Origin of the sequence: Halalkalicoccus subterraneus, assembly GCF_003697815.1 — an archaeon.
In the GTDB taxonomy this organism is placed as follows: domain Archaea; phylum Halobacteriota; class Halobacteria; order Halobacteriales; family Halalkalicoccaceae; genus Halalkalicoccus; species Halalkalicoccus subterraneus.
In genome coordinates this window covers 17,521-39,819 of the sequence record NZ_RDQG01000068.1, presented here as the reverse complement: position 1 = coordinate 39,819, position 22,299 = coordinate 17,521, and the positions used below count along the sequence as shown (strand labels likewise).

At 65.3% G+C, this 22,299-nt stretch carries 23 protein-coding genes; 14 read left to right on the top strand and 9 right to left on the bottom strand.

What is annotated here, in order from left to right:
- The first annotated feature begins 67 nt into the window (after nucleotides 1–67).
- Nucleotides 68–1,282 (top strand): hypothetical protein, encoded by a 1,215-nt coding sequence (locus tag EAO80_RS15190; protein ID WP_122090715.1) that lies wholly within the window; start codon nucleotides 68–70, stop codon nucleotides 1,280–1,282.
- 180 nt (nucleotides 1,283–1,462) lie between these two features.
- Here EAO80_RS15190 and EAO80_RS15185 read toward each other — a convergent pair whose 3' ends face one another.
- Nucleotides 1,463–1,621, bottom strand: coding sequence for a heavy metal transporter (locus tag EAO80_RS15185; RefSeq protein WP_122090714.1), 159 nt, complete (start codon nucleotides 1,619–1,621; stop codon nucleotides 1,463–1,465).
- A gap of 146 nt (nucleotides 1,622–1,767) precedes the next feature.
- Between EAO80_RS15185 and EAO80_RS15180 the strand changes: the two genes are divergently transcribed.
- From EAO80_RS15180 to EAO80_RS15155, 6 genes are all read left to right on the top strand, one after another.
- Nucleotides 1,768–2,358 (top strand): Lrp/AsnC family transcriptional regulator, encoded by a 591-nt coding sequence (locus EAO80_RS15180; protein WP_122090713.1) that lies wholly within the window; start codon nucleotides 1,768–1,770, stop codon nucleotides 2,356–2,358.
- Between the two features lie 121 nt (nucleotides 2,359–2,479).
- Complete coding sequence (locus EAO80_RS15175) at nucleotides 2,480–5,119, top strand: heavy metal translocating P-type ATPase (RefSeq protein WP_122090712.1); 2,640 nt, start codon at nucleotides 2,480–2,482, stop codon at nucleotides 5,117–5,119.
- A 286-nt stretch (nucleotides 5,120–5,405) separates the two neighbouring features.
- The gene (locus tag EAO80_RS15170; RefSeq protein ID WP_122090711.1) at nucleotides 5,406–5,726 is read left to right on the top strand and encodes a cupin domain-containing protein; all 321 of its coding nucleotides are present in this window, start codon (nucleotides 5,406–5,408) and stop codon (nucleotides 5,724–5,726) included.
- 77 nt (nucleotides 5,727–5,803) lie between these two features.
- Nucleotides 5,804–6,295, top strand: coding sequence for a halocyanin domain-containing protein (locus EAO80_RS15165; protein WP_122090710.1), 492 nt, complete (start codon nucleotides 5,804–5,806; stop codon nucleotides 6,293–6,295).
- A gap of 45 nt (nucleotides 6,296–6,340) precedes the next feature.
- A complete protein-coding gene (locus EAO80_RS15160) occupies nucleotides 6,341–6,997 on the top strand; it encodes a uracil-DNA glycosylase family protein (protein ID WP_122090709.1) in 657 nt (218 codons plus the stop codon).
- Nucleotides 6,998–7,042: 45 nt separating this feature from the next.
- Nucleotides 7,043–7,759 carry a ThuA domain-containing protein gene (locus EAO80_RS15155; protein ID WP_122090708.1) on the top strand — a complete coding sequence of 239 codons (717 nt, stop codon included), beginning with the start codon at nucleotides 7,043–7,045 and terminating at the stop codon, nucleotides 7,757–7,759.
- Nucleotides 7,760–7,762: 3 nt separating this feature from the next.
- On the opposite strand, the gene EAO80_RS15150 is transcribed toward EAO80_RS15155, so the two are convergent.
- Nucleotides 7,763–8,038 (bottom strand): DUF7550 family protein, encoded by a 276-nt coding sequence (locus EAO80_RS15150; RefSeq protein WP_122090707.1) that lies wholly within the window; start codon nucleotides 8,036–8,038, stop codon nucleotides 7,763–7,765.
- Between the two features lie 84 nt (nucleotides 8,039–8,122).
- Here EAO80_RS15150 and hisF point away from each other — a divergent pair, with 84 nt between their 5' ends.
- On the top strand, nucleotides 8,123–8,935 hold the full coding sequence (hisF, locus tag EAO80_RS15145) for an imidazole glycerol phosphate synthase subunit HisF (protein WP_122090706.1): 813 nt from the start codon (nucleotides 8,123–8,125) through the stop codon (nucleotides 8,933–8,935).
- A gap of 126 nt (nucleotides 8,936–9,061) precedes the next feature.
- Here the strand turns inward: hisF and EAO80_RS15140 are convergent, their stop codons facing one another.
- Nucleotides 9,062–9,343: a DNA-directed RNA polymerase subunit L gene (locus tag EAO80_RS15140; protein WP_122090705.1), complete on the bottom strand. Its 282-nt coding sequence runs from the start codon at nucleotides 9,341–9,343 to the stop codon at nucleotides 9,062–9,064.
- A gap of 390 nt (nucleotides 9,344–9,733) precedes the next feature.
- Between EAO80_RS15140 and EAO80_RS15135 the strand changes: the two genes are divergently transcribed.
- The gene (locus tag EAO80_RS15135; protein ID WP_122090704.1) at nucleotides 9,734–11,353 is read left to right on the top strand and encodes a rhomboid family intramembrane serine protease; all 1,620 of its coding nucleotides are present in this window, start codon (nucleotides 9,734–9,736) and stop codon (nucleotides 11,351–11,353) included.
- On the opposite strand, the gene EAO80_RS15130 is transcribed toward EAO80_RS15135, so the two are convergent.
- Nucleotides 11,326–11,949 carry an METTL5 family protein gene (locus tag EAO80_RS15130; RefSeq protein ID WP_122090703.1) on the bottom strand — a complete coding sequence of 208 codons (624 nt, stop codon included), beginning with the start codon at nucleotides 11,947–11,949 and terminating at the stop codon, nucleotides 11,326–11,328. The genes EAO80_RS15135 and EAO80_RS15130 overlap by 28 nt on opposite strands.
- Before the next feature lie 31 nt (nucleotides 11,950–11,980).
- Entirely contained in the window at nucleotides 11,981–12,370 is a 390-nt protein-coding gene (locus tag EAO80_RS15125; RefSeq protein ID WP_122090702.1) for a hypothetical protein, read from the bottom strand.
- A 112-nt stretch (nucleotides 12,371–12,482) separates the two neighbouring features.
- On the opposite strand from EAO80_RS15125, the gene EAO80_RS15120 reads away from it, so the two are divergent.
- The gene (locus tag EAO80_RS15120; protein WP_122090701.1) at nucleotides 12,483–13,415 is read left to right on the top strand and encodes an alpha/beta hydrolase; all 933 of its coding nucleotides are present in this window, start codon (nucleotides 12,483–12,485) and stop codon (nucleotides 13,413–13,415) included.
- Nucleotides 13,416–13,696: 281 nt separating this feature from the next.
- On the opposite strand, the gene dph2 is transcribed toward EAO80_RS15120, so the two are convergent.
- Nucleotides 13,697–14,731 (bottom strand): diphthamide biosynthesis enzyme Dph2, encoded by a 1,035-nt coding sequence (gene dph2, locus EAO80_RS15115; protein WP_122090700.1) that lies wholly within the window; start codon nucleotides 14,729–14,731, stop codon nucleotides 13,697–13,699.
- A gap of 88 nt (nucleotides 14,732–14,819) precedes the next feature.
- Here dph2 and EAO80_RS15110 point away from each other — a divergent pair, with 88 nt between their 5' ends.
- The 4 genes from EAO80_RS15110 to EAO80_RS15095 all read left to right on the top strand — a co-directional run bounded on the left by EAO80_RS15110 (nucleotide 14,820) and on the right by EAO80_RS15095 (nucleotide 17,991).
- Nucleotides 14,820–15,215: a YlbF family regulator gene (locus EAO80_RS15110; RefSeq protein ID WP_122090699.1), complete on the top strand. Its 396-nt coding sequence runs from the start codon at nucleotides 14,820–14,822 to the stop codon at nucleotides 15,213–15,215.
- A 251-nt stretch (nucleotides 15,216–15,466) separates the two neighbouring features.
- Nucleotides 15,467–16,297, top strand: a complete 831-nt coding sequence (locus EAO80_RS15105) for an MBL fold metallo-hydrolase (RefSeq protein WP_122090698.1) — start codon at nucleotides 15,467–15,469, stop codon at nucleotides 16,295–16,297.
- Between the two features lie 69 nt (nucleotides 16,298–16,366).
- Nucleotides 16,367–17,029: a hypothetical protein gene (locus tag EAO80_RS15100; protein ID WP_245998641.1), complete on the top strand. Its 663-nt coding sequence runs from the start codon at nucleotides 16,367–16,369 to the stop codon at nucleotides 17,027–17,029.
- Nucleotides 17,030–17,076: 47 nt separating this feature from the next.
- Nucleotides 17,077–17,991 (top strand): hypothetical protein, encoded by a 915-nt coding sequence (locus EAO80_RS15095; RefSeq protein ID WP_122090696.1) that lies wholly within the window; start codon nucleotides 17,077–17,079, stop codon nucleotides 17,989–17,991.
- Nucleotides 17,992–18,292: 301 nt separating this feature from the next.
- Here the strand turns inward: EAO80_RS15095 and EAO80_RS15090 are convergent, their stop codons facing one another.
- Genes EAO80_RS15090 through EAO80_RS15080 form a run of 3 tightly spaced genes read right to left on the bottom strand, consistent with a single transcriptional unit; the run spans nucleotide 18,293 to nucleotide 22,290 of the window.
- Nucleotides 18,293–21,403: an FAD-binding and (Fe-S)-binding domain-containing protein gene (locus EAO80_RS15090; protein ID WP_122090695.1), complete on the bottom strand. Its 3,111-nt coding sequence runs from the start codon at nucleotides 21,401–21,403 to the stop codon at nucleotides 18,293–18,295.
- 48 nt (nucleotides 21,404–21,451) lie between these two features.
- Nucleotides 21,452–21,874 carry a cupin domain-containing protein gene (locus EAO80_RS15085; RefSeq protein WP_122090694.1) on the bottom strand — a complete coding sequence of 141 codons (423 nt, stop codon included), beginning with the start codon at nucleotides 21,872–21,874 and terminating at the stop codon, nucleotides 21,452–21,454.
- 23 nt (nucleotides 21,875–21,897) lie between these two features.
- Nucleotides 21,898–22,290 (bottom strand): VOC family protein, encoded by a 393-nt coding sequence (locus tag EAO80_RS15080; RefSeq protein WP_122090693.1) that lies wholly within the window; start codon nucleotides 22,288–22,290, stop codon nucleotides 21,898–21,900.
- Nucleotides 22,291–22,299 lie beyond the last annotated feature (9 nt).

The window sequence follows — 22,299 nt, the reverse complement described above, 5'->3', positions numbered from 1 at the left end:
AATCGTTTCTGGTACTACTACTTCGATCTGAACGTCGCCGCCCACGAGGACGCCCACCTCTGATCCAATGGCCCAGTATTTCACCAACGACCGCGTCCTCGAGTGTCTCGAAGGGCGTCCGATCGGCGGCGGCGTCGGCCACCACGCGGACATCGGCCTCGCCGACGCCGACGTGACCGTCGAAACTCGATCAGCGTTTTTCGACGCGCTCAACTCATCGGCCGACGTGATCGGCATTCCGGGCACGGCCCGGATCGATCTTTCAGGCGAGGACCTCACGCTTTCGGGCCAGACGATCGTCTCGGATCGCGGTATCGACGGTTCGCCCGGCGCCCTACTCTATACGACCGACCACGGCCACGATTCCCCGGCGTGGGACGGCGGGTCGAATGGCCGAGGATTGATCACGATGGATGGCGGGTCGCGTCTTAGCGGCGTGCGCCTCCGGGGGCCGTACCACGACTACTACGACGACCCCGAGTATCCGGGCTACATCCCGCTCGATAGCGGCAACACGAGCGAGCGCCGTCAGGCTCGCGAGGGTCGGTACGCCCGTGGCCTCCGTATTCTGGCCGACGACGTCGAGGTCGACAACTGTGAGATCTACGGCTGGCCCAATCAGGCCATCGCCATCGGCACCTCGTCGAACGCCGTCTCACCGTCCATCCATCACATCTACGGCCACGACTGTATGATGGTGGGTGCGGGCTACGTCATCGACGTGTTCAACGGCCACCCGACAATCGAGATGAGCTACTTCAACGCGACGCGCCACGCGATTGCGGGTTTTGGCCACCCGACCTGCGGGTACACGCTCGAAGATAGTGTGTTCGGGCCGACGACGTACAGCCATGCGGTCGACATGCACTGTCTGGCCGAGAACGGCTACGGCGACGACCTCACTGCCGGTGGTCGCGTCGAGGTCCGCCGGTGTACGTTCGCGTTCACGCACTCGATCCGGGACTACGACTGCCAAGCGATCGCCTTCCGAGGGTATCCTGATGACGTGTACATCACGGAGAACAACCGGTTTCTCCACGACGTCGATCCGGACTTCGAGAACCCCGCGAACACGAGCGGGCAGCCCGTTCCGTATCGGCAAGTCAACGTCGGAAGCGGCTGGCACGACTGGCAGTCCTCGGGCAACCAGTACGGCGTCGGCGAGCCTCAGGAATCGGGGATCGGCGCGCCCGTCAACCTCGACGACCCGATGGCCGGCAAGCCGCTCATCGACGAAGAACGCCGTCGTGGTCTTCGAGTCGCCCTCAGAACTCTCGAATAGCCTCCGCTCGCGCCCGCGAGTCGAGTGCCCCGCTGACGCAGTCGCCCTCCTCCACGAGTACGGTCGTTTCCCTTCGATTTTCCGGTGCCCGCGAGTAGTGCGATTCGTTCGCGATCCTATGTGCGTCACGCGTTGGGTCACTAGGTCAGTTCACAGGGACGCGCGACACCTCTAGGTCGATCAGGGGATCGGCTGCGGGTTCGTACCCACATCGGCGATCGCCGCGCCGAGTTCTTCTCGGTCCGCCTCGCCGTCGGCGGTAACCGTTCCGGCCTCGTGGTCGGTGCTCGTGCTCTCGACGACGGTCTCCTCCCATCCCGTACAGTTCATCCCGCTCATACGTAGGGTAGGGAGACAGACGGGCCCTACGGGGGAGTACTCTTTCACCGTTCGGCTTTCGTCGAATGAGTTGTCGATACGATTCGAAACGGAATCGAAAGCGAATTTGGCGGAGCGCCTTTGTCTCCGAGGATCGAACTGACCGTATGCTCGACGAGATCGACCTCCGAATTCTTCGACTACTGAGCGAGGACGCCCGGCGGCCATACAGCGAGATCGGCGAGCGGGTGGACCTCTCGGCGCCCGCGGTTTCGGATCGCGTTTCGAAGCTCGAAAATCAGGGGATCATCAGGCGCTTTACGCTGGATCTGGACCGCTCACAGCTGCGCGAGGGGACGCCTGTACTGGTGACGCTTTCGGTTTCACCGGGGGGTGCCGACGAGGTCAGGGATGCGCTCTCGGGGATTGAGGGAGTCGAACACGTCTTCATCACCGCCGGAGGCCGGGTCGTCTTCACCGCCCACGCCCCGACGGCCGACGTCGGTGCGTGGCTGTTCGAGCACGTCGACGACGGGGCCGTCCGCGAACTCGACGTCGAACTCCTGACCGGCTCCGACCGAACGGCCCGGATCCGGGGCGAGGCGGCGTTCGCCGTCTCCTGTGTGCTCTGCGAGAACGAGGTCGGCGCGGACGGCGTCTCCCGGCGGATCGACGGCGAGATGAAACGATTCTGCTGTCCCTCCTGCGAGCAACTCTACGTCGAGAAGTACGAGGAACTCGCCGAGGGTGCAGACTGACTTTCGAATCGATCGTGAAGTGCTACTCCGACCTTCGATACGAAAGAATAAACGGGATCAACGGTTGGCCCCTTTCTAGAAGTACGGTGATACTGTGAGGGTTCAACTGGAGATATCGGGCATGTCGTGTGCGACCTGCTCGGGCACCATCGAGGAGGCGGTCGGCTCCCTCGACGGGGTTTCGGACGTGGACGCGAACTTCGCCACCGACGAGGGAGCGGTCGAATACGATCCCGAGCGGGTGAGCCTCGCGGAGATCTACGCAGCGATCGAGGAGGCGGGCTACGAACCCGCCCGCGAGAGCCGAACGATCGAGATCGGCGGGATGTCATGTGCGACCTGCTCGGAGACCAACCGGGAGGCCATCGAATCGGTCCCGGGCGTGCTCGGCGCGAACGTGAACTTCGCCTCGGACGAGGCCCGCATCGAGTACGCCCCCGGCGCGACCGACCTCGGGGACGTATACGACGCCATCGAGGACGCCGGCTACGAGCCGGTCCGCGAGGAGGACGCCGATGAGGGCGAGCGCGAGAGCGCCGCCGAACGCGAGATGCGAAAGCAGTGGCGCCTCGTCCTCTTCGGTGGCGTGTTGACCGCACCGTTCGCACTCGTGATGGCCGACATGCTCGGGTTCGGAGTGGTACCCGAGACCGTGCTCGGGATTTCGGTCGGCTGGATCGAGTTCGCGCTCGCGACGGTGCTGATGGCGACGCTCGGCCGGGAGTTCCTCTCTGGGGCCTGGCGCGCCCTTTCGAAGAGCCGCCGGGCGAACATGGACACGCTGGTCGCGATGGGGTCCTCAGTAGGGTACGTCTACTCGACGGCGGTCCTCTTGGGAGCGATCACTGGCGGGCTCTACTTCGAGGCCGTCGCCTTCATCCTCTGGTTCATCACCCTCGGTAACTGGCTCGAGGCCCGCTCGAAGGCCCAAGCCAGCGACGCGCTGCGAAAGCTGCTGGAGATGGAGGCCGAGGAAGCCACCATCGTAGACGGGAACGAGGAGCGGACGGTACCCCTGACGGAGGTCGAGGTCGGCGACCTGATGAAGGTCCGGCCCGGCGAGCGCGTGCCCACCGACGGCGTCGTTCGCGAGGGGTCGAGCGCGGTCGACGAGTCGATGGTGACCGGCGAGTCGGTGCCCGTCGAGAAGAGGGAGGGCGACGAGGTGATCGGTTCGACGATCAACGAGAACGGCGTCCTCCTCGTGGAGGCCACGAGGGTCGGTTCGGACACCGCGATCCAGGGGATCGTCGAGCGAGTCAAAGAGGCCCAATCGCGCCAGCCCGACATCCAACGGTTGGTCGACACGGTCAGTGCCTACTTCGTCCCCGCGGTGATCGTCAACGCCGTCGTCTGGGCGGTCGTCTGGGCGCTGTTCCCCGATGCGCTCTACGGCGTCTCCTCGGCGCTCGGGGCGTGGATCCCGGTGCTCGAACCCGTCGGCGGGGGCCCCGTCGCCGGGGGCGTGCCCGTCGCGGAGTTCTCGATGATCGTGCTCGCGAGCGCGCTGTTGATCGCCTGTCCCTGTGCACTGGGACTCGCGACGCCCGCCGCGACGATGGTCGGCTCGACCATTGCCGCGACCAACGGTGTCCTGTTCAAGGGTGCGGACGTCCTCGAACGCGCCCGCGACATTGATACGGTCGTCTTCGACAAGACGGGCACCCTGACCCACGGCGAGATGGAGCTCACCGACGTGGTGCCGATTCGGAAGGCACGCAGCGACGGGGGCGAGCCAATCGAAGACGGCGGTGAGCGACCGGATGAACCGCGATCCTCGTCGGACCCCCGACCCGACGGCGGCGTCCTGGCCGAGCGGGTCGACGAGGAGAGCGTCCTCTCGGCGGCCGCCAGCGCCGAATCGGGCTCCGAGCACCCGCTTGCGCGCGCCATCGTCGAGGGGGCCCGCGAGCGCGGGTTCGACCTCGGGGAACCGACCGACTTCGAGAACGTCCCCGGTCACGGGATCCGCGCCACGGTCGACGGCAGCGAAGTGCTCGTCGGCAACCGCAAATTGATGGAGGACAACGGGATCGACCCCGCACCCGCCGAAGAGACGATGGAGCGACTCGAGGGCGAGGGCAAGACCGCAATGCTGGTCGCACGAGGCGGCGTCCCCGCGAGCGACGCGAGAGGGGACTCGTCATCGCGGGATGACGGCGAACTGCTCGGCGTCGTCGCGGCCGCCGACACGGTGCGAGAGAGCGCGAAGCGAACCGTCGCGGCCCTGCGCGATCGCGGGCTCGACGTCGTGATGTTGACCGGCGACAACGAACGCACTGCCCGCGCGGTCGCCCGCGAGGTCGGCATCGAGGAGTCCAACGTCCGCGCGGCGGTCCTGCCGGAGGACAAAGCCGACGCGGTCGAGGCGATCCAGTCCGAGGAGAAGCGCACGATGATGGTCGGTGACGGCGTCAACGACGCCCCGGCGCTCACCGCCGCCCATGTCGGCGTCGCCATCGGATCGGGCACCGACGTCGCCATCGAGTCGGCCGACGTGACGCTGATGCGCGACGATCCCGACGACGTGCTGAAGGCGATCCGGATCTCCGAGGCGACGCTCCAGAAGGTCCACCAGAACCTCTTCTGGGCGCTCGCCTACAACGCGACGCTGATCCCGGTCGCCTCGCTCGGTCTGCTCAACCCCGCACTCGCGGGGCTGGCGATGGCCGGCTCGTCCATCTCGGTGATGACCAACAGCCTCCTGTTCCGCGGGTACGACCCCCACGAGCGCTACCGCCCGCTCGGCCGGCTCCGATAGCTGTTCCTCAAGTATCAGAAAACACAACACTTACTGATATGGGGCGTTCTCATCAGAACGCTGGGAGACCGCAGACTGAGGCCATAGACAACCTGCGTTGGCGTGACACACCACGACCATCCCCAGCACCACCGCTGACGGGAGGGGACGGTGAACCGCCCCCTCCCTTTTCAGCGTTCTATCGCGATGAGTTCGTACGAATAGGGATAATTGGATATCTATCAACGGCAAAGAAAACGAACGCCGTGGCGGGGTTACTTGACGCTCGAACGCCAACAGCGAGGCGATGGCCTACACCAAGACCAACTATACCGACGTCGATCCCATCGCCGAGTCGCTGTACTTCCTGCGCGAACCGCTCGACTGTGAGAATCTCGGCGTGAGCGTCCTCGAGTGCGAACCGGGCTGGACCGGGAAGGAGCATGACCACGCTGATGAGGGTGAGGAAGAAGTCTACCTGCTGGTCGACGGCGAGGCGACCGTCGAGATCGAGGGTGATTCGGTCGAGATGGCAGAGGGCGATGCGGTCAGAATTCCCGCCGAGGCCACACGACGGATCGAGAACGGCGAGACGGAGAGCCGATTCGTTCTCGTCGGCGCCCCCTGAGAGATTCGGTAGCACGCACCACTCAGACGGTAGTTTCAGGCCGCTTTTGCCCGCTCGGTACGTACTTGGAGACCGACATGAGATCCGACTCGTCCTTCGGCCGTCGCACAGTCCTCCGTGCTGCCGGCGCGCTCGTCGCGACCGGCACGCTCGCGGGCTGTACCGACGGCGGTGGCAGTGGCGACGACGGCGAGCCCGAGTACGAGACGGTGTCCGAGGAGGAGGAACCCGACTACGGTGGCTGGCTCGATTCCGCCCAAAGCTACGATGGCACCGCCGACCTCCGTGGTGAGAGCGAGGTCACCGTGATGGTAGGCACCGGCAGTCGCGGGCGGTCGTTCTCGCCGGCGGCGATCATGGTCGACCCCGGGACCACGGTGGTCTGGGAGTGGACCGGAGACGGCGGCGGACACAACGTCGCGGAGGAAAACGAGGTCTACGAGAGCCCCATCGAGACCGAGGAGGGCTATACGTTCGAACACACCTTCGAGGAGACTGGCGTCTCGCAGTACACCTGCATCCCCCACGATCAGCAGGGGATGCGCGGAGCGGTCGCCGTCGACGGATGACCGGGAAACCGCGAGCGTTTTGAGCCTCTGCTCGGTACCTCCCTCGTGGAGAACGTAACCGACCGGACGAGCAACCCCTTCGGGATGCGACCCGCCTGCGAGTCGCCCTGCTCCGAGCGAAGCGAGGCGGCCTTCGGCTACGGCGACGCGAACGCGGATTTCCACGTCATCGGCGACTACCCGGGAATCCACGGCGGACGCGAGACGGGCGTTCCCTTTACCGAACGCCCGGCCGGCGAGGCGATCCAGCGGGCGCTGTTCGAGACCGGCTTCGCAAGCGAGCCCTACGGCGACGCCCCCGAACTGGAGAACTGCTTTCTGAGCTACCTCCACATGTGCTGTCCGGCGGACGGTGAACCGACTGCCGAGAGCTACGCGAACATGGAGCGCTTTTTCGACGCCGAACTCCGGGCGATCGCCGCCCACGTCCTGTTGCCCGTCGGCGAGCGCGCAATGGAGTACGTCGTCGATCAGTACACCGCACGCCTGGGCCGGATCGAACTGGACATGGCGAAGCTCCACGCGAGCGAGGTCCGGGGCAGCGGATTTCTGGTCGTCCCGATCCGCGAGCCGACCGACTGGGAGGAGGGTGACGGCCAGCGTCTGATCGACTCCCTGCTCGCGATCCGCGGCAGCGACTACCGCCGGACGGCCGACCTGAGCCGGTTTCTGGGCACTGACGAGCTGTACTTCGTGCGCTGAGGGCGCCACCGGTAGTTCCTTTTGTTCCCGCGGTGAGGCTCGCGTATGGTCACCGCCACCGTCTGGAACGAGTTCCGCCACGAACGCGAGGACGACGTCGTCGCAGAGCAGTACCCCGACGGTATCCACGAAACTATCGCCGAGTTCCTCGACGAACGGGGCTTCGAGACCCGAACCGCAACCCTCGACGAGCCAGATCACGGTCTGACCGGGGAAGTCCTCGACGACACCGACGTCCTCCTGTGGTGGGGCCACGCCGCCCATGACGAGGTGAACGAGGAGGTCGTCGACCGCGTTCAGGAACGGGTTTTAGATGGGATGGGCCTGCTCGTGCTCCATTCGGCGCACTACTCGAAGGTGTTCAAGCGGCTTATGGGCACCTCGTGTTCGCTGAAGTGGCGCGAGGCAGGCGAACGCGAGCGCTTGTGGGTCGTCGAGCCGAGTCACCCCATTACCGAGGGAATCGACGAGTACATCGAACTCCCGGAGGCCGAGATGTACGGCGAGCGTTTCGACGTCCCCGCGCCAGAGACGCTCGTGTTCACCTCGTGGTTCGAGGGTGGCAACGTCTTTCGCTCGGGCTGTTGTTACCGTCGCGGCGCCGGAAAGATATTCTACTTCCGGCCGGGTCACGAGACCTACCCGATCTATCACCAATCGGAGATCCAACAGGTGCTCGCAAACGCCGTTGAGTGGGCCGCCCCAGGCGAGGGGCCTGACCCCGAATACGGCGAGCGCGAACCCCTGGAGTCGATCGAGTAGCGCTTAGAGCAACACCGGGATCCCGAACGTGACGAGCAGGCCGACGACGAGGACGGCGACACCGATCCCGGCCTGTTTCGTCGTATACGGGCTCTGTGGGGCGGTCGTGCGCTCGGCGAGCGGGTGTTTCGTCTCGGTTTCCTTCTCCGGGCCGCTCGCGACGGCCTCCTGAGCGCCGGGGTCCTCGTCGGTCATGCCGGTGGCCTCGTCGCCGGTGGCGTCGACACGGTCCTCTCGTTCGGCCCGCTCGTCGGGTACGTGATCGTCCTGATTGCTCATATCCCCAGTCGTTGCGCGCAACTCTTAAACACACCCATCCGGTCGAAACGCTCAACCCGGCGTCGCGCGAACCCCCGCCAACGAATGCTTACGAAGCGCATCATCCCCTGTATCGACGTCGACGTGGACGAGGAGGGCAACGCGGCGGTCTACACCGGCGTCAACTTCGAGAACCTCGAGTACACCGGCGATCCCGTCGAGATGGCGAAGGCCTACAACGAGTCGGGCGCCGACGAGTTCGTCTTCCTCGACATCACGGCCTCGGCCGAGGGACGGGAAACGATGCTCGACACCGTCTCGCGGGTCGCCGACGAGGTGTTCATCCCCCTCACGGTGGGTGGCGGAATTAGGACTACCGAAGACATCAAGGAGACTCTCAGAGCGGGCGCGGACAAGGTCTCGATCAACACCGGCGCGCTCGAACGCCCCGAACTCATCACCGAGGGGGCCCGTGCCTTCGGCAGCCAGTGTATCGTCATCAGCGTCGACTCCAAACGCCGGTTCGACGAGCGCGGGGAGTACTACACGGAGATCGACGGCGAGTCCTGCTGGTTCGAGTGCACGGTGAAGGGCGGACGCGAGGGTACCGGCATCGACGTCGTCGAGTGGGCCGCGGAGGCCGAATCGCGCGGTGCGGGCGAACTGTTCGTCAACTCCATCGATACCGACGGCACGAAAGAAGGATACGACCTGCCGGTCACCCGCGCGGTCTGTGAGGCCGTCTCGACGCCCGTGATCGCCTCCTCGGGCGCCGGTGGACCCGAACACATGCACGAGGTCTTCGAGGAAGCGGGCGCCGACGCCGCACTCGCGGCCTCCATCTTTCACTTCGGCGAATACTCCATCGAGGAGGTCAAGGCATACCTCGACGAGCACGACGTTCCGGTTCGTCTGTAAGCGCTTGAAACCCACCGCGAGGAGAAGCGGTATCTCGACGAGTTCGAGTGCTGCGAGTCCGCTCAGAGATCGCTGAGAGCGCTGCTGGACGTCGCACGTTATCTCGTGAGGACTCGCGATTGGTCGTTAGGCCGCGGCGTAGGCGTCGCGGAAGGAATCGGTCGTCTCCTGGATCTCCGCCGCGGCCGCGCCGATCGCATCCAGCGGGTCGACGCTCGATTCGGTCGTGACGGTAAGCACGGGGTCGGTCTGGCCGCCGGATTGTTCGGGGTTGACGTCGTAGGTCGCGGCGACGACTCCATCGGTTTCGAGCAGCGCTCCCTTGAGAACGTTCATGAACGTATGGTCCTCGCCGGCGATTTCCAGCGCCAACTCCTGATCCTCCCGGGAGAGTACGCGTAGTTCCATGGCGCGCCCTTGGCGTGTGGCGCGTTTCAAGCCTTCGAAAGCCCTCGGAATGCACTGGCGTGCCATTTCTCGCCCTTTTCATGTCGCTATGAGAGACCGCGGAGCGATCTCTCGGCGCTGAGCGGCGACGATGTCGCCGCGAGGTCCGCGGAAACCCTGTTCCCGCGAGATCCCGGAAATCTCCGATTTTCCGAGGACCACCAGGCACTGCCGAGTCGCGGCGCGTGATCACGCGCCGCTTCCGGGAACGCCAGCCCTTCCCCACCCTCCTCACGCGGGCGACGTGAGTGCCGCCCACGCTCGGACCGGCCACTGCACCGCACCGAACCGTCATAGGTAGGGGAGGCAAACGATCACAACCCTCAATCGTCCTCGCCCCGTGGGACGCCCATGTCGGTCGCCGACGCCCTCGTCGCCCTCGCGTGGCAGGCCCTCGTCGTCGGTGCACTGGTCGGCTCGGTCTGGCTCGTCTCCCGCTTTGCCGACCATCAGGGGATCGGCTCCGCGCTCCACGAGCGTTTCCACCGCGGGGTACCGTGGGGATCGCTGCTCGTGTTCGGGTGGGTGCTCGGAGTGTACCTGTTCGTCCAGGGCGGGCTCTGGCACCCCGGCGCACCCCTCGCGATCCCGTTTTCGGCGTGGTCGTACTTCTCCCCGCTCGGAATGCTGTTCGCGGGCTTCGCTCACGTCGGCCCCGGGCATCTGGAAGGAAACCTCACTACTGCGCTCGTGTTCGCCCCGCTCGCCGAGTACGTCTGGGGCCACTACTCCGACGGGACCGCCCGGATTACCGACCCGCGTGGTCGGGCCGTCGGCTTCGCTCTGGGCGTCCTCGCCGTCGGGATCGTGACGAGCCTCTTCTCGTGGGGACCCGTCATCGGCTTTTCGGGCACCGTCTTCGCGCTGATCGGCTTCGTCCTCGTGCGTTACCCGCTTTTGACCGTCGTCGCGCTCGCGGTCAGAAGCGCGATCAGGACCCTCACCGGCGCGCTCGGCGACCCCGTCTCGGTCGTCGAGGTGACTGCGGGCGTCTCCCCACCGTGGTGGTACGGGATCGCGATCCAGGGCCACGCGATCGGCTTCCTCATCGGCGTCCTCCTCGGGATCGCGCTGTTGTGGCGGCGTCGGGTCGATCCGGACGCGGCGCGGCTCTGGCTCGGAACGCTATTGACGACGCTCTCGCTGTCGCTGTGGGCGGTCTGGTGGATCCGCGGCGCGAGGACGTACGTCCTCTATCGCGCACTGGGCGTCGTTCTGGTCCTCGCACTCTCGGTGCTGATCACCGCCGCGATCGCCGCTCCCAAACGTCCGTTGGTCGGCGAGGTGACGCTCAAACAGACCGCGGCCGGGGCACTCGTCGTCCCCCTCCTCGTCATGTGTCTCGTCGCGGTCCCGCTCAACCTCACGACCGTCGAGGACACGTCCCGTGACGGGGCGGTCACCGCCGGGGACTACACCGTCTTCTACGACGAGGAGGTCGAGGACCGGATGTTCTCGGTCGTCGAGATCGAGGCGCTCGGCGAGTCGACGAACGTGACCACCAGCGGCGTGATCGTCACCAGCGACGAGCGCCACGTCTGGGGTCGGGAGGTGTCGACCACGGCCCTCGAAACCTACGGGACCGCCACCGTCAGGGTCGGCGGACTGACCTGGAGCGAGGCGATCCACGTCGAGCGGACCGGATGGATCGTCGGCGACGACCGGATCTACGCCGTCGAGTTCGAAACCGACGGCGAGCGCATCCATGCCTACGACTCCGAGCCCGCGAGGGCCGACGCGGTCGTCGACGGTCGGACGATCACCCTGCTCAGTGAGTCGGGCGAATTCCTCGTCGAGGTCGAGAACGCGAGCGCCCGCGAACGCGCCGTGCTCCCCGAGACGGGCGAGGTCAGAACCGTCAACGGGCTCACGATCGCGAACGATGACGGTCGACTCGTCGCAAGCGACGACACGAGCGCCGTTCCGATCGCCGAACGAGAGACCTACGCCCCCCGAAACGATGACCGGTAACACTCCGCGCGGATCGTCCGCGTTTCCTCGGTATGGAAGTCGAACTGGCGTTCGAGGTCGAAGGAGAGTTCGTAGGCGTGGGTAACCACTCCACCGTGATCGGCGACGAACGATTCGACGAACTCGCGGCTGCCGGCGTTGTGGATCGAGTAAATCACGTCCGCAATCTCGTGGGCGGTGACGAGAAATCGCCGATCCGCACCGCGATTGCCCCGCTGGGCGCCGAACGGCGGGTTCATGAGCACGGTCGCGTTCGAGAGCGTGAGGGGGAGACGCCCGCCGTCGCCGCACAGCCAGTCGATCCCGATGGGGGGTTCGACCCGGCGCTCGTTTTCTCGGGCGACGGTGAGTGCCGCGCGATCCGCATCCAATCCGACCACCCCCGTTGGAGCCCGCAGCGCGGCGCCGAGGGCGAGCATTCCGGTGCCCGTTCCGAGGTCGACGACGCGGCCGTCGAGGTCGCCCTGTAGGTCGGCGAGGTGGACGAGCTGGGCGGCGATGTCGGCGGGCGTGGAGTACTGTTCCAGCTCCGCGCTCGGAGCGTCGAATCCCCGAACGAGGGAGAGGCGGCGTTCGAGCGCCCGCTTGCTGTCCATGCGGAACCGAGGCCGGGAACGGGGAGAAAGCTTAGGATTCGAGGTCGATCGGGCCGTCGAGTTCGAGCGTAAGACCCTCGCGGTCGGCACGTTCCGCACAGGCCGCCAACGCGGGCCGGACCTTCCGCTCGTCTGCGACGTCCTCGAAGGAGACGGTGAGGGTACCCGTTCCGAGGAAGGCCGCCGCGCGGATGTACTCGCGGATCCGCTTTGCCTCCTCCTGGGTCGAGAGCGAACAGTCCTCATCGAAACAGGCTTCAACAGTTAGTCGGGCGGGGACGAGACGGTCAGCAGCCAGGTCCTCCTTGAACTCACGCAGGTACTCGGGCGCGGTCGAATCGAGCGCCTCCGCGTTCAGGCGGACGGGGGTGATCTCCTCGGATCGACACGGTTCGACCGCGGAACGCTGTAGCGTGCTCATTGTGGAAATTCATACACAGTGGATATACAAAAGTCTTTGTAGATGCTTAGTAGTAATTCCTTGAATCACCGGGAGGCCGAAACCTAAGCGCCGGGCGGTCGAGTAGTGTGGTATGGCGGAACTCGACTCGCAGGCAGAAGCGCTGCTCGAAACGGTTGAAACGATGGGCGTTCCTCCGACCTACGCGCTCGCGCCCGAGAGCGCCCGCGAGCGGATCCGAGAACTGTTCGGAGGTGAGGGCGAATCCGTCGACCGCATCGAGGACTTCGAGATTCCCGGCCCGGCCGAATCGATCCCGGTTCGGCTCTACGCGCCCGACGGGGAGGACCTCCCGCTGCTCGTCTTCTACCACGGTGGGGGGTGGGTGATCGGCGATATCGAGACCTACGATCCCCTCTGTCGCGCCCTCACGAACGCCGCCGATTGTGCGGTGCTCTCGGTTGACTATCGGCTCGCGCCCGAGCACCCGTTCCCGGCGGCCGTCGAGGACGCCTACGCCGCCCTGGAGTGGGCCGCCGAGTACGGGGATCGGGTGAACTGCGATCCACAGAGAGTGGCGGTCGGCGGCGACAGCGCCGGGGGCAACCTCGCGGCGGCCGTCTCGCTGATGAGCCGGGATCGAAACGGCCCCGAGATCGCCCATCAGTCCCTGCTCTACCCCGCCGTCGCCTCGCCTGCCGTCCACGAGTTTCCGAGCTACGAGGAGAACGGCAAGGGCTACATGCTCGAGGCCGCGAGCGTCGAGTGGTTCCTCGAACGGTACCTTCCCGATCCGGTGGATCACCGAAACGCCTACGCCGCGCCGCTGCTCGCGCGCGACCACTCGGAACTGCCGTCGGCGAGCGTCCTCACGGCGGGCTTCGACCCGCTCCGCGACGAGGGTCGCGAGTACGCCGACCGGCTGGAAGCGGCGGGCGTCGAGGTCACTCATCGGGAGTACGAGGGGATGATCCACGGGTTCGTGAACCTGCTCGATCACCTCGACGCCGCGGGCGAGGCGATCGACGCGCTCGGGGCGGACTTGGAGAGGGCGTTCGAGGAGTAGGTTGGCAGTAGAGCACGCTGGAGGGCGGACCGGCGCGGCTTCGCCGCGCCGACTTTTTGTTACCAGACGCCAGCGGCGTCTGGTTGCTAGCAGGAGCTTTGCTCCTACGATGTCGCCGGAAACCTCTGGTTTCTGGCTGCTAACCGGATTCCAACGGAATCCGGTGATGTGGTCAGAGCGAAGCTCTGACCGCCTGCCGGACGGAGTCCGGCAATGGAGGAGATTTTTGCTCGGAGCGGTTCGCTCGCTACGCGAGCGGACCCGACGAGTAAAAAGGTCCGTTACCAGGTACCGTGGAAGGTGTCGAACTCCAGCGAATCGAGGGATTTGTTCCCGACGGCGATCTCGTATTCGCCGGGGGTGAGCATTGGCTTGTGGAACTGCGGGCCGTCGTCGGTGGTGATCCGCGGACAACCGGTGTTGACGAACGCGTCCATGTCGAAGTTTCGCAGGCGATCGGGTGTGACCTCGTCCATCGTGATCAGGTAGGCGTTCTCGTTGTTATCGACGATCTCCTCGGCCTGATCCCAGCGACCCTGCCCGATCTTCGTACAGAAGATGACGCCCCACTTCTCGGCGTCCATCGCCTTGTGCACCGAGGCGTAGCGCTGTTTCATGAACTTCTCAGTGTCCGCGATCGTGACCACGTTGTTGACGGGGTCTGCGATCACGACGTTCTTCTCGGGGTGCTCCATCGCCAACCCGAGCGGATGGAACTTCCCGCCACCGACGTAGAGTACGTTGTCGGCGTCGATGTCCGCAGAGGCGTAGTTACAGCCGAGCACTTGCCCCTCGTGGGTGAGCCGGTCGTCGCCCTTGCGGGTATGGACCTCGTAGCCCTGCCCCTCGAGATACTCGCGCATCTCCTCAAAGCGGTTCATGTGCTGGGCGGTGGTGACGAGGCCGACCTCCTCACCCTCGATCTCGTCGAGCGACTCCTCGATGATCGGGAGCACCTCGACGTTCGAGAACAGCGGCACGTAGATGATCTTCTCCGACTCCTTCATCGGGGAATGGCCGAAGTGGACGAAGACGTCCGTACGGCGCATCATGTAGGTGTCGAGGTCGCAGGCGCCGTAGCAGGGCTGGCCCGACATCATCACGGTGACGTCCTCGGGCAGGAGTTCGCGCAGATCGTCGGTGACCTTCGGACCGCGGCGTTTGAGCCCCTCGGGGAACTGCAGGCCGACCTTTGTCGCGTCCCGGTCGTGGACGGCCTCGACGATCCGGTCGAGTTCGTAGTCCCACTCCCGGTCGTGTTTCAACGACATGCCCGTGTTCCGCAGATCCCCTTCGGAAAACTCGTTTTGACTCATTGTCCCGTCTACCGGCCGTGGGCGTTTAACGTCGACGCTTCGGGGTGGGTTCCGGCAGGTTGAAACCACGCGAGACCCAACGGCGGGTATGAGCGTCGAAACCGAGCCGACGGTGGCCGAGGCAACCGACATCGAGGGAATTGCGGGCGAACTCGGCGAGTTGATCGCTCGAAGCGAGGAGTACGAAGCCTACGAGGCGGCCCAGAAGCAGGTCAAGGAGAGCGAGCACGCCCAGGGCAAGATCGACGAATTCGAGTCGCTTCGCCAGGAGTTCATGCTCGCACGCCAGACCGGCGACGCCACCCAGGAGGACCTTCAGAAGCTTCAACAGGCCCAAGGAGAACTGCACGACATTCCCGTGATGGCCGAGTACCTCGAGGCACAGGCGGAACTCGACGCGAAGCTCGAAGCGCTCAACGAGGCGATCTCCGAGCCGCTTTCGGTGGACTTCGGCGAGCAGGCCGGCGGCTGCTGTCAGGACTGAGCACCCACCTTTTTTGCGCTCGGGTGTCCTCACGCGCTCCGCGCGCTGCGGGCACCACTCGCGCAAAAAATCTGGACCAAAAAACGCCGCTCACTCGCTGCACTCGCTCGCGGTCAAATTAATCGAGTAGGCCTGCCCTTCCCCGCCCCGAGAACGCGGGCGGCGGACTGCCCCCCGCGTTCTCGCCGGCTCCGCAACCGCGCTTCGAACGGACCGGTACAATTAGGGCGCTGTCTCGTGCATATCCGGCCATGACACGAAGTGACTGGGGCGACTGGCTCGTCCGCGAGGTAGAGGAGAGTTCGCCGGAGGGCGTCGCGATCTGGTATCTCGGCTGCAACGGCTTCGTTCTGAAGGCGAGCGACGGAACCACCGTCTTCGTCGACCCGTATCTGGGCACCGGCGACCCGCCACGGACAGTGAGAATGATCCCCGTCCCGTTCGACCCCGAGGACGTCGAGGCGGCCGACGCGCTGCTCGTCACCCACGAACACACGGACCACGTCCACGGCGAGAGTCAAGCTCCGATCCTCGAGAACACCGGCGCGACCATGTACGGCCCCGAGGACAGCCTCGCGGTCGCCCGCGAGGAGGAAGCGTGGGGCGAGGCGTGGGCCCTCGACGACGACCAGTTCGTCGACGTCTACGAGGACGAAACCCACGAGATCGGCCCCTTTACGGTGAACGTCGAGCCCGCGAACGACCCCGACGCCTCCCATCCAGTCAGCTACGTAATCGAACACGAGGCCGGAACCTTCTTCCACGGCGGCGACGCCCGTCCCGGCGAGTTCGAGGCCATCGGCGAGGACTACGACATCGATCTGGGCGTGCTCGCGTTCGGAACGGTGGGAACGATCCCCGACAAGGAAAGCGGTGAATCCCGGAAGACCAAGTGGTACAGCGACGAGTCACAGATCATCGAGAGTGCGAACGACCTCCGGCTCGACCGCCTCCTACCGAGTCACTGGGACATGTGGAAGGGGCTGACGGCGGACCCGAAGAACCTCCACCACCACGCGAAGAGCTTCGAGTATCCCCGCCGGCTGGAACTCGTCGAGATCGGCGACCGCGTCGATCTCTGAGTCGCCGCCAGTTCGGGAAAACGCCCGATCGTTTTATGTTATTTGCGTTGTATTATATCTTGTATGGAAATGAGCGACCCGCTCCGCGTCGAGGCGGAAGGGGTGACGGTCACGAAGCGATACGAACCCGAGCGGTTTGCGGTGCCGACGATCGGGTTCGAGATCCGGTCGACTCGGGAAACGCCAGTCGAGGTCCGCCTCGAGGAGGGAGTTCCTGACTCCTTTTCGCCCGCGGCGATCGGCCTTCATCCCGATTACGACGACGAGCAGTGGACGATCACCGAGGAACGCCTCGTCTTCGAGAGCCGAATCGACCCCGGGACGACGGTCGTGACGGTCTACGGGATCCGAATCTCGGACGACGCCGACGCAACAGCGTTCATGAACCGTCCGGAGGTCACAGTCGATCCCGTCGAACCCGACGACCGTCCCATGCTCGACGCGTCCGACATCGACGGCGGATTCCTCGAGGAACTCGTCAGCGAACTCTCCGCACTCCGTCGGGACATTGCAACGATCGACGCCCGTGTCGAGGCGACGATCAATAGGCAGGACGAGGCGATCGGCGCCCTCGAATCGAACCTCGAGCGACCCGACCGGAAACCCGACGGAACCGCCGACCTCGCGGCCGATATAGAGGCCGTCAGCGACGACCTGGACGCGCTCTACGACGAAGTCGGGGAGATCCAGGCGTGGCGCGAACGTGTCGGCGTGAGTATCGGTACCGAGTAGACGGCCGAGCCGTAATCCGTTTATCACGCTGGCCCGTTGTGTGGACAATGACCGCGACGATCCCGGTGGCCGTCCCGCGCAAGGGTCGACCACTGGAGGCCGTGCTCGACCGACTGGCCGCCCGGATGGACGCGACGGCAGTCGCCGACGAGATCTGTTCGACCCTTCGATACGAGAAGGCGATCACCAAGGGCAGGAAGACCGCCGAGAAGAACGTCTACGACCGCCTCGCGGAGTACAGCGACCTCTCGGACCCTGCTCGCCCGGAGTTCACCCTGCTTCGCGACGACCGCGACGGCAAGCCTCGACGCGTCGTCTTCGATAGCCTCACCCTCGAACGCGACGATCTGTGCCTCCAACTGATCGGGCGCGAGGAGCCCTTCCGGGCGCTTCGCACCCACGAGTTCGCACTGGGGTTCGACAGCGCTGACCTCGTCCTCGAAGAGGTCGTCTCGCTGGAACCCGAACCGCTTTCGACGATCGCCGACATCAACGAGCGGATCGACCCCCGCGATACGGACGTCCGGGTCGTGACGGGACTCGGGGATACGGTGTATCACACCCTGCTCGGGCGATCCGACGTCATCGCGGCCGACGACGCCGAACCAACCCCTTCTCGGGAGTTCCTCACCGACTACGAGGGCCCCGTCTGTATCTCACCGCGCTACGAGCGCCTCGTCCGCGCCGTTCTGGGAACCGATACGACCGACGGCATCGACTTCCGGTATCCGGGGTCGGGACGCGAGGAGGAGGCCGACATCGCCGACACCGGCCTCGGGGTCTACCTCACCGTCACCGGCTCGACCGCCCGCGAACACGGTCTCGAAGTCGGCGAGCGGCTCTTCCCCAGCGAGACCGTCCTGATGGAGAACATCCCCGAAGCCGGTACCGACGCCGTGGGCCGAGCGAAGTCACTGTTTACCGACTCGAACATCGAAACCGCGCTCGCAGTACAGAACTAGTTGTAATCGGCGGCCCAGCACGGTGCAGCCTGAAACTCCGTCAATCTGCCGATATCGTACTATCTGATCGGTTCACTCGTTTCCGATCGTACTCTCGGTTATCGACTCCACTCGCATCATCGATTCGAGCGCTTGTGATCGTCTTGACGGCCCGAATGCCGTTTCGAGTCGATGATGACTGTGTCGTTCGGATTTTAGCGATTTCAATTACTTTCGTCCGAAGGCCACTCGTCGCCGACGTGGGCGGCTCCGGCATCTCCTCGTCGGCTCACCGCACTGGTGTCGGATTCGAGCCGCGCTATTACAGTCCCTCCGCGAGCACGCTGATCGGGTGGGGCGGTTCCTCGTCGGTGAGGTCTTCCAACTGGCCGCGACACGAGGCACCGGGTGCGACGACCCGCTCGCCCGGGCTTTCCGCTACTTGATCGACGAGGATCGAGCCGATCGCCTCGCTCATGGCGTAGTGGTCGGCCTCGTAGCCGAACGAACCGGCCATCCCACAGCAGCCCGAATCGAGGACGTCGACGTCGTAGCCCGCCCGCGAGAGCACCGCCGCGGCGTGGACGTCCTTTTTCGTCGCCTTCTGGTGGCAGTGGCCGTGATAGGTCAGCGATCCCTCGCCGTCCGGGAGGTCGAGGTCGAAGGCGTTGACGTACTCCATGACGCCGAAGGTGTTGATGGCCACCGACTCGACAGCACCTTCTCGCGGGTGTTGCCCGCTCGAACGGTCCGCGGAGTCTGGCGAATCGGAAGACTCGCTAGATCCGGGAATCCCTGATTTCCCACGACTCTGCTCCGCGCTATCGCCCGAAAGCAGGTCGAGGTAGTCCGACTGGAACATCACGGCATCCGTGGGCTCACAGACCACCACGTCCCAGCCCGCCTCGATCCGGGGTGCCAGTTCCGCGACGTTCTCCTCGGCACGCTCGCGGGCGGCGTCGAGAAAGCCCTTCGAGAAGGCGGGTCGGCCGCTGTCGCCGACGTCCGCGAGTTGGACGTGGACGCCCGCGCTTTCGAGGACTCGGACGGCGTCCCTGCCGACCGCGGGGTGGTTGTGGTTGGTGTAGGTGTCGGGAACGAGCAGGACCTTCCGCTCCGCGTCCGATTCGCTGACCCGTGGGCCACGCTCATCGAACCAGTCGACGAGGGTCTCGCGGTGGAAGGTCGGAAGCTCACGCTCGCGGGCGATCCCGATCGCCTTTTCCATCGCGATGCGTGCGCCCGGCAGTTCGGACAGCCAGTTCGAGACGGGTGCGGTTGCGCTCCCCAGTTTCGAGAGGGTATCGATGTTCGCGAACATCCGGGAGCGCAGGCCCGCACCGTGGCGTTGGTGGTGTTCGTGGGTCACCTCGGCCTTGAGTTTGGCCATGTCGACCTCGGAGGGGCAGTCCTTCGCACAGCCCTTACAGCCGATACACAGGTCCATCACCTCGGTGACGAACTCGTCGCTGAAGGCCTCGCCATCGGGGAGATCGCCGCTCATGGCCTGTCGGAGCATGTTCGCTCGGCCCCGCGTGCTCGTGATCTCCTCCTCGCTCGCGCGGAACGTCGGACACATCACCCCACCGGTGGTCTCCTGGGGTCCACGACAGCCGCCACACCCATGGCAAAGCTCGGCCATCCCCTGAAAGCCGTTCTCGTTGTCCCACTCCAGCACCGGATCGAAGCCCATCTCGAACTCGTAGTCCGGGTCGAACCGGAGATGCTCGCTCATGTCGAAGTCGCCACAGACCGAGCCGGGATTCAACAGCCAGTCGGGATCGAACGCCGTCTTCAGGTCGCGGAAGACGCTCCATAGATGGTCGCCGTAGAGCTTCCTGTTCCACTGGGTTCTGGCTCTACCGTCGCCGTGTTCGCCCGAGACGCTCCCGCCGAATCGCGCGACGGCGTCGGTTACTCGATCCGCGATGTCGACCATCGCCTCGACCTCCTCGACGTTCTTGGTGTTGATCAGCGGGCGGACGTGAAGCACGCCGGGGCCGGCGTGGGCGTAAATGCTCGCGAAGGTACCGTTGTCCTCGAGGATCTCCTGGAACTCGCGGGCGTACTCGGGGAGGTGCTCGGGGGGCACTGCACAGTCCTCGATGAAGGAGATGTGTTTCTCGTCGCTGGTACGGGAGAGCAAAATCGGCAGCCCGCTCTTTCGCATCTTCCAGAACAACGCGCGCTCGTCGGCGTCGTGGGCCTCCATCGCCGCCGTCGCGTTGATCGGGGCGTCGGTTTTCGCTCGATTCTCGCCCAATTCGCCCTCGTGGTCGGCCTCCGGCGCTCGATCCGCGAGCAGGCCCGCGACCTTCTTCAAGCCCTCTGGATCGTTCCCGGCGTAGAACTCGACGATGAGGACCGAAGACGCCTCTGGCGGGAGCATCGAGACGACGTCCGCGAACTCCTCGGTTTCGCGGGCGAGGTCCAAGAGGACGTCGTCCATCACCTCGACGGCGGCGGGGTCGTGTTCGAGGATCGGCGCGACGTCCTCCATCGCGTCGATCAGGGTGTCGTAGGTCAGCAGCGCCATCGCCTTGGTCTCGGGGATCGGTTCGAGCGAGACCTCGGCCTCGGTGATAATGGCGAGGGTGCCCTCGCTACCGGCGAGTAGGCGCGCGAGGTTGATCGTCTCCGTCGCGCCGTCCCGGACCGCGCGCGCTTCCTCGATCAGCATATCGAGGTTGTATCCCGAAACGTTTCGCTTCAGGTCGGGGTAGGCCTCCTCGATCGCCTCACCTTCCTCCTCGATGATCCGTTTGACCGCAGCGTGGATCCGGGCCTCGATATCGCCCTCGGAGTCGGCTCGCTCGTCGATCTCCTCGGGCGTTATCTCCCCGAAGGTCGTCCGGGTGCCGTCCGCGAGTACGACCTCGCATTCCTCGATATAGGCGTCGGTCTTGCCGTATTTCAACGAGTGTGCGCCGGTCGAGTTGTTGCCGATGGCGCCGCCGAGTGCGCTCTTATCGCGCCAGGCGGGATCGGGCGCGAACTTCAGTCCGTGGGGTGCGAGTTCGTCGTTGAGGTCGCCCAGATAGACGCCCGCCTCCGCGCGGGCCCGCCGGCCATCGATGTCGATCTCGGCGATGCCGTCCATGTGGCGAGTGAAATCGAGGACGACCGCCTCGTTGACCGACTGGCCCGCGAGGCTCGTCCCGCCGCCACGGGGCAGGACCGGGATCCCGTTCTTCCCGCAGTGGCGCATCACCACCTGGACGTCCCGAGTCGAGGTCGGAAAGACCACGCCGATAGGCGTCATCTCGTAGGCGCTGGCGTCGGTCGCGTACAGTTCCCGCGAGTAGTCGTCGAAGCGGACCTCGCCGCCGACCAACCGGGGGAGTGCCGACAGCGCGTCCGGAACGGCCTCGTCCTCGTCGACGTAGTCGTACGACGCCCGCTCGTCCCGCGCCGACCCCGTGTTCGTTGCCATACTGTCACACTCCGGGCGGACCCTCAAAACCCCTGCGCCGTCGGCAGGCTACGAGTCGTCGCGCTCGTGTCGGGTAGCTATATCGTCGGTGATTTCGAGTTGATGAACCGGATACCGACCGTCGGCCGGCCAGCCGAGCGCGACGACCTTGCAGGGCTCCTCGAAGGGGTTGTAGAGGACGTGCGCGCCGGACTCGCCCTCCTCGAAGACCACCGCCTCGTCGACGCCTATCTCGAAGCCCTCGTCCTCCGTCTCGATCCGACACTTGCCTTCAACGACGAAAAACAGCTCCTGTTGGTTCTCGTGGTAGTGATAGTGGTTCTGTGAGAGGCGCTCGTCGGCCGCGAGGACCGCGACGTTGAAGTTGAACGCGTCGATCCCGAGTTCGGGCGAGAGCTCCCAGCGCTCGCCGGGTTTTTCAGGGTTCGTGGTTAGATCCGACAGCGAAACGCGGTGCCATCCATCGCTCATATCCGTCCCTCGCAGCGCGAGGACTAATCGGTTTCCTCCTCGGTGGCGAGTTCGACGAGGTTCCCGTCGGGATCGCGGACGTAGACGGAGCGAAGCCGGCCGCGCGCACCGTGTTTCCCGACCGGGCCGTGGACGACCTCGACGCCGTGCTCGTCGAGCCGGTCGTCGATCTCGTTCGTCGCGGCCTCGAAGACGAGACAGAAGTCGCCCGAGCCCGGGATCGGTTCGCGGGCGTGGGGATCGAACTCCGCGTCGACCTCGTGGAGGTTGATCTTCTGGTCGCCGAACCGCAGGGCGGTTCTGTCTTCGGAGCCGAAGGTGACGACGGTGGCTCCGAGGACGTCCCCGTAGAAGGCGCAGGTCGCGTCGATGTCCTCGACGGTGAGAACGAGGTGGTCGATGCCGGTCGCGTGCATACGTCGAGA

Excerpts from the sequence above, each read along its gene's own strand:
- EAO80_RS15190 (WP_122090715.1), top strand. The coding sequence starts at position 68 with ATGGCCCAGTATTTCACCAACGACCGCGTCCTCGAGTGTCTCGAAGGG.
- EAO80_RS15185 (WP_122090714.1), bottom strand. The coding sequence starts at position 1,621 with ATGAGCGGGATGAACTGTACGGGATGGGAGGAGACCGTCGTCGAGAGC.
- EAO80_RS15180 (WP_122090713.1), top strand. The coding sequence starts at position 1,768 with ATGCTCGACGAGATCGACCTCCGAATTCTTCGACTACTGAGCGAGGAC.
- EAO80_RS15175 (WP_122090712.1), top strand. The coding sequence starts at position 2,480 with ATGTCGTGTGCGACCTGCTCGGGCACCATCGAGGAGGCGGTCGGCTCC.
- EAO80_RS15170 (WP_122090711.1), top strand. The coding sequence starts at position 5,406 with ATGGCCTACACCAAGACCAACTATACCGACGTCGATCCCATCGCCGAG.
- EAO80_RS15165 (WP_122090710.1), top strand. The coding sequence starts at position 5,804 with ATGAGATCCGACTCGTCCTTCGGCCGTCGCACAGTCCTCCGTGCTGCC.
- EAO80_RS15155 (WP_122090708.1), top strand. The coding sequence starts at position 7,043 with ATGGTCACCGCCACCGTCTGGAACGAGTTCCGCCACGAACGCGAGGAC.
- EAO80_RS15150 (WP_122090707.1), bottom strand. The coding sequence starts at position 8,038 with ATGAGCAATCAGGACGATCACGTACCCGACGAGCGGGCCGAACGAGAG.
- hisF (WP_122090706.1), top strand. The coding sequence starts at position 8,123 with ATGCTTACGAAGCGCATCATCCCCTGTATCGACGTCGACGTGGACGAG.
- EAO80_RS15140 (WP_122090705.1), bottom strand. The coding sequence starts at position 9,343 with ATGGAACTACGCGTACTCTCCCGGGAGGATCAGGAGTTGGCGCTGGAA.
- EAO80_RS15135 (WP_122090704.1), top strand. The coding sequence starts at position 9,734 with ATGTCGGTCGCCGACGCCCTCGTCGCCCTCGCGTGGCAGGCCCTCGTC.
- EAO80_RS15130 (WP_122090703.1), bottom strand. The coding sequence starts at position 11,949 with ATGGACAGCAAGCGGGCGCTCGAACGCCGCCTCTCCCTCGTTCGGGGA.
- EAO80_RS15125 (WP_122090702.1), bottom strand. The coding sequence starts at position 12,370 with ATGAGCACGCTACAGCGTTCCGCGGTCGAACCGTGTCGATCCGAGGAG.
- EAO80_RS15120 (WP_122090701.1), top strand. The coding sequence starts at position 12,483 with ATGGCGGAACTCGACTCGCAGGCAGAAGCGCTGCTCGAAACGGTTGAA.
- dph2 (WP_122090700.1), bottom strand. The coding sequence starts at position 14,731 with ATGAGTCAAAACGAGTTTTCCGAAGGGGATCTGCGGAACACGGGCATG.
- EAO80_RS15110 (WP_122090699.1), top strand. The coding sequence starts at position 14,820 with ATGAGCGTCGAAACCGAGCCGACGGTGGCCGAGGCAACCGACATCGAG.
- EAO80_RS15105 (WP_122090698.1), top strand. The coding sequence starts at position 15,467 with ATGACACGAAGTGACTGGGGCGACTGGCTCGTCCGCGAGGTAGAGGAG.
- EAO80_RS15100 (WP_245998641.1), top strand. The coding sequence starts at position 16,367 with ATGAGCGACCCGCTCCGCGTCGAGGCGGAAGGGGTGACGGTCACGAAG.
- EAO80_RS15095 (WP_122090696.1), top strand. The coding sequence starts at position 17,077 with ATGACCGCGACGATCCCGGTGGCCGTCCCGCGCAAGGGTCGACCACTG.
- EAO80_RS15090 (WP_122090695.1), bottom strand. The coding sequence starts at position 21,403 with ATGGCAACGAACACGGGGTCGGCGCGGGACGAGCGGGCGTCGTACGAC.
- EAO80_RS15085 (WP_122090694.1), bottom strand. The coding sequence starts at position 21,874 with ATGAGCGATGGATGGCACCGCGTTTCGCTGTCGGATCTAACCACGAAC.
- EAO80_RS15080 (WP_122090693.1), bottom strand. The coding sequence starts at position 22,290 with ATGCACGCGACCGGCATCGACCACCTCGTTCTCACCGTCGAGGACATC.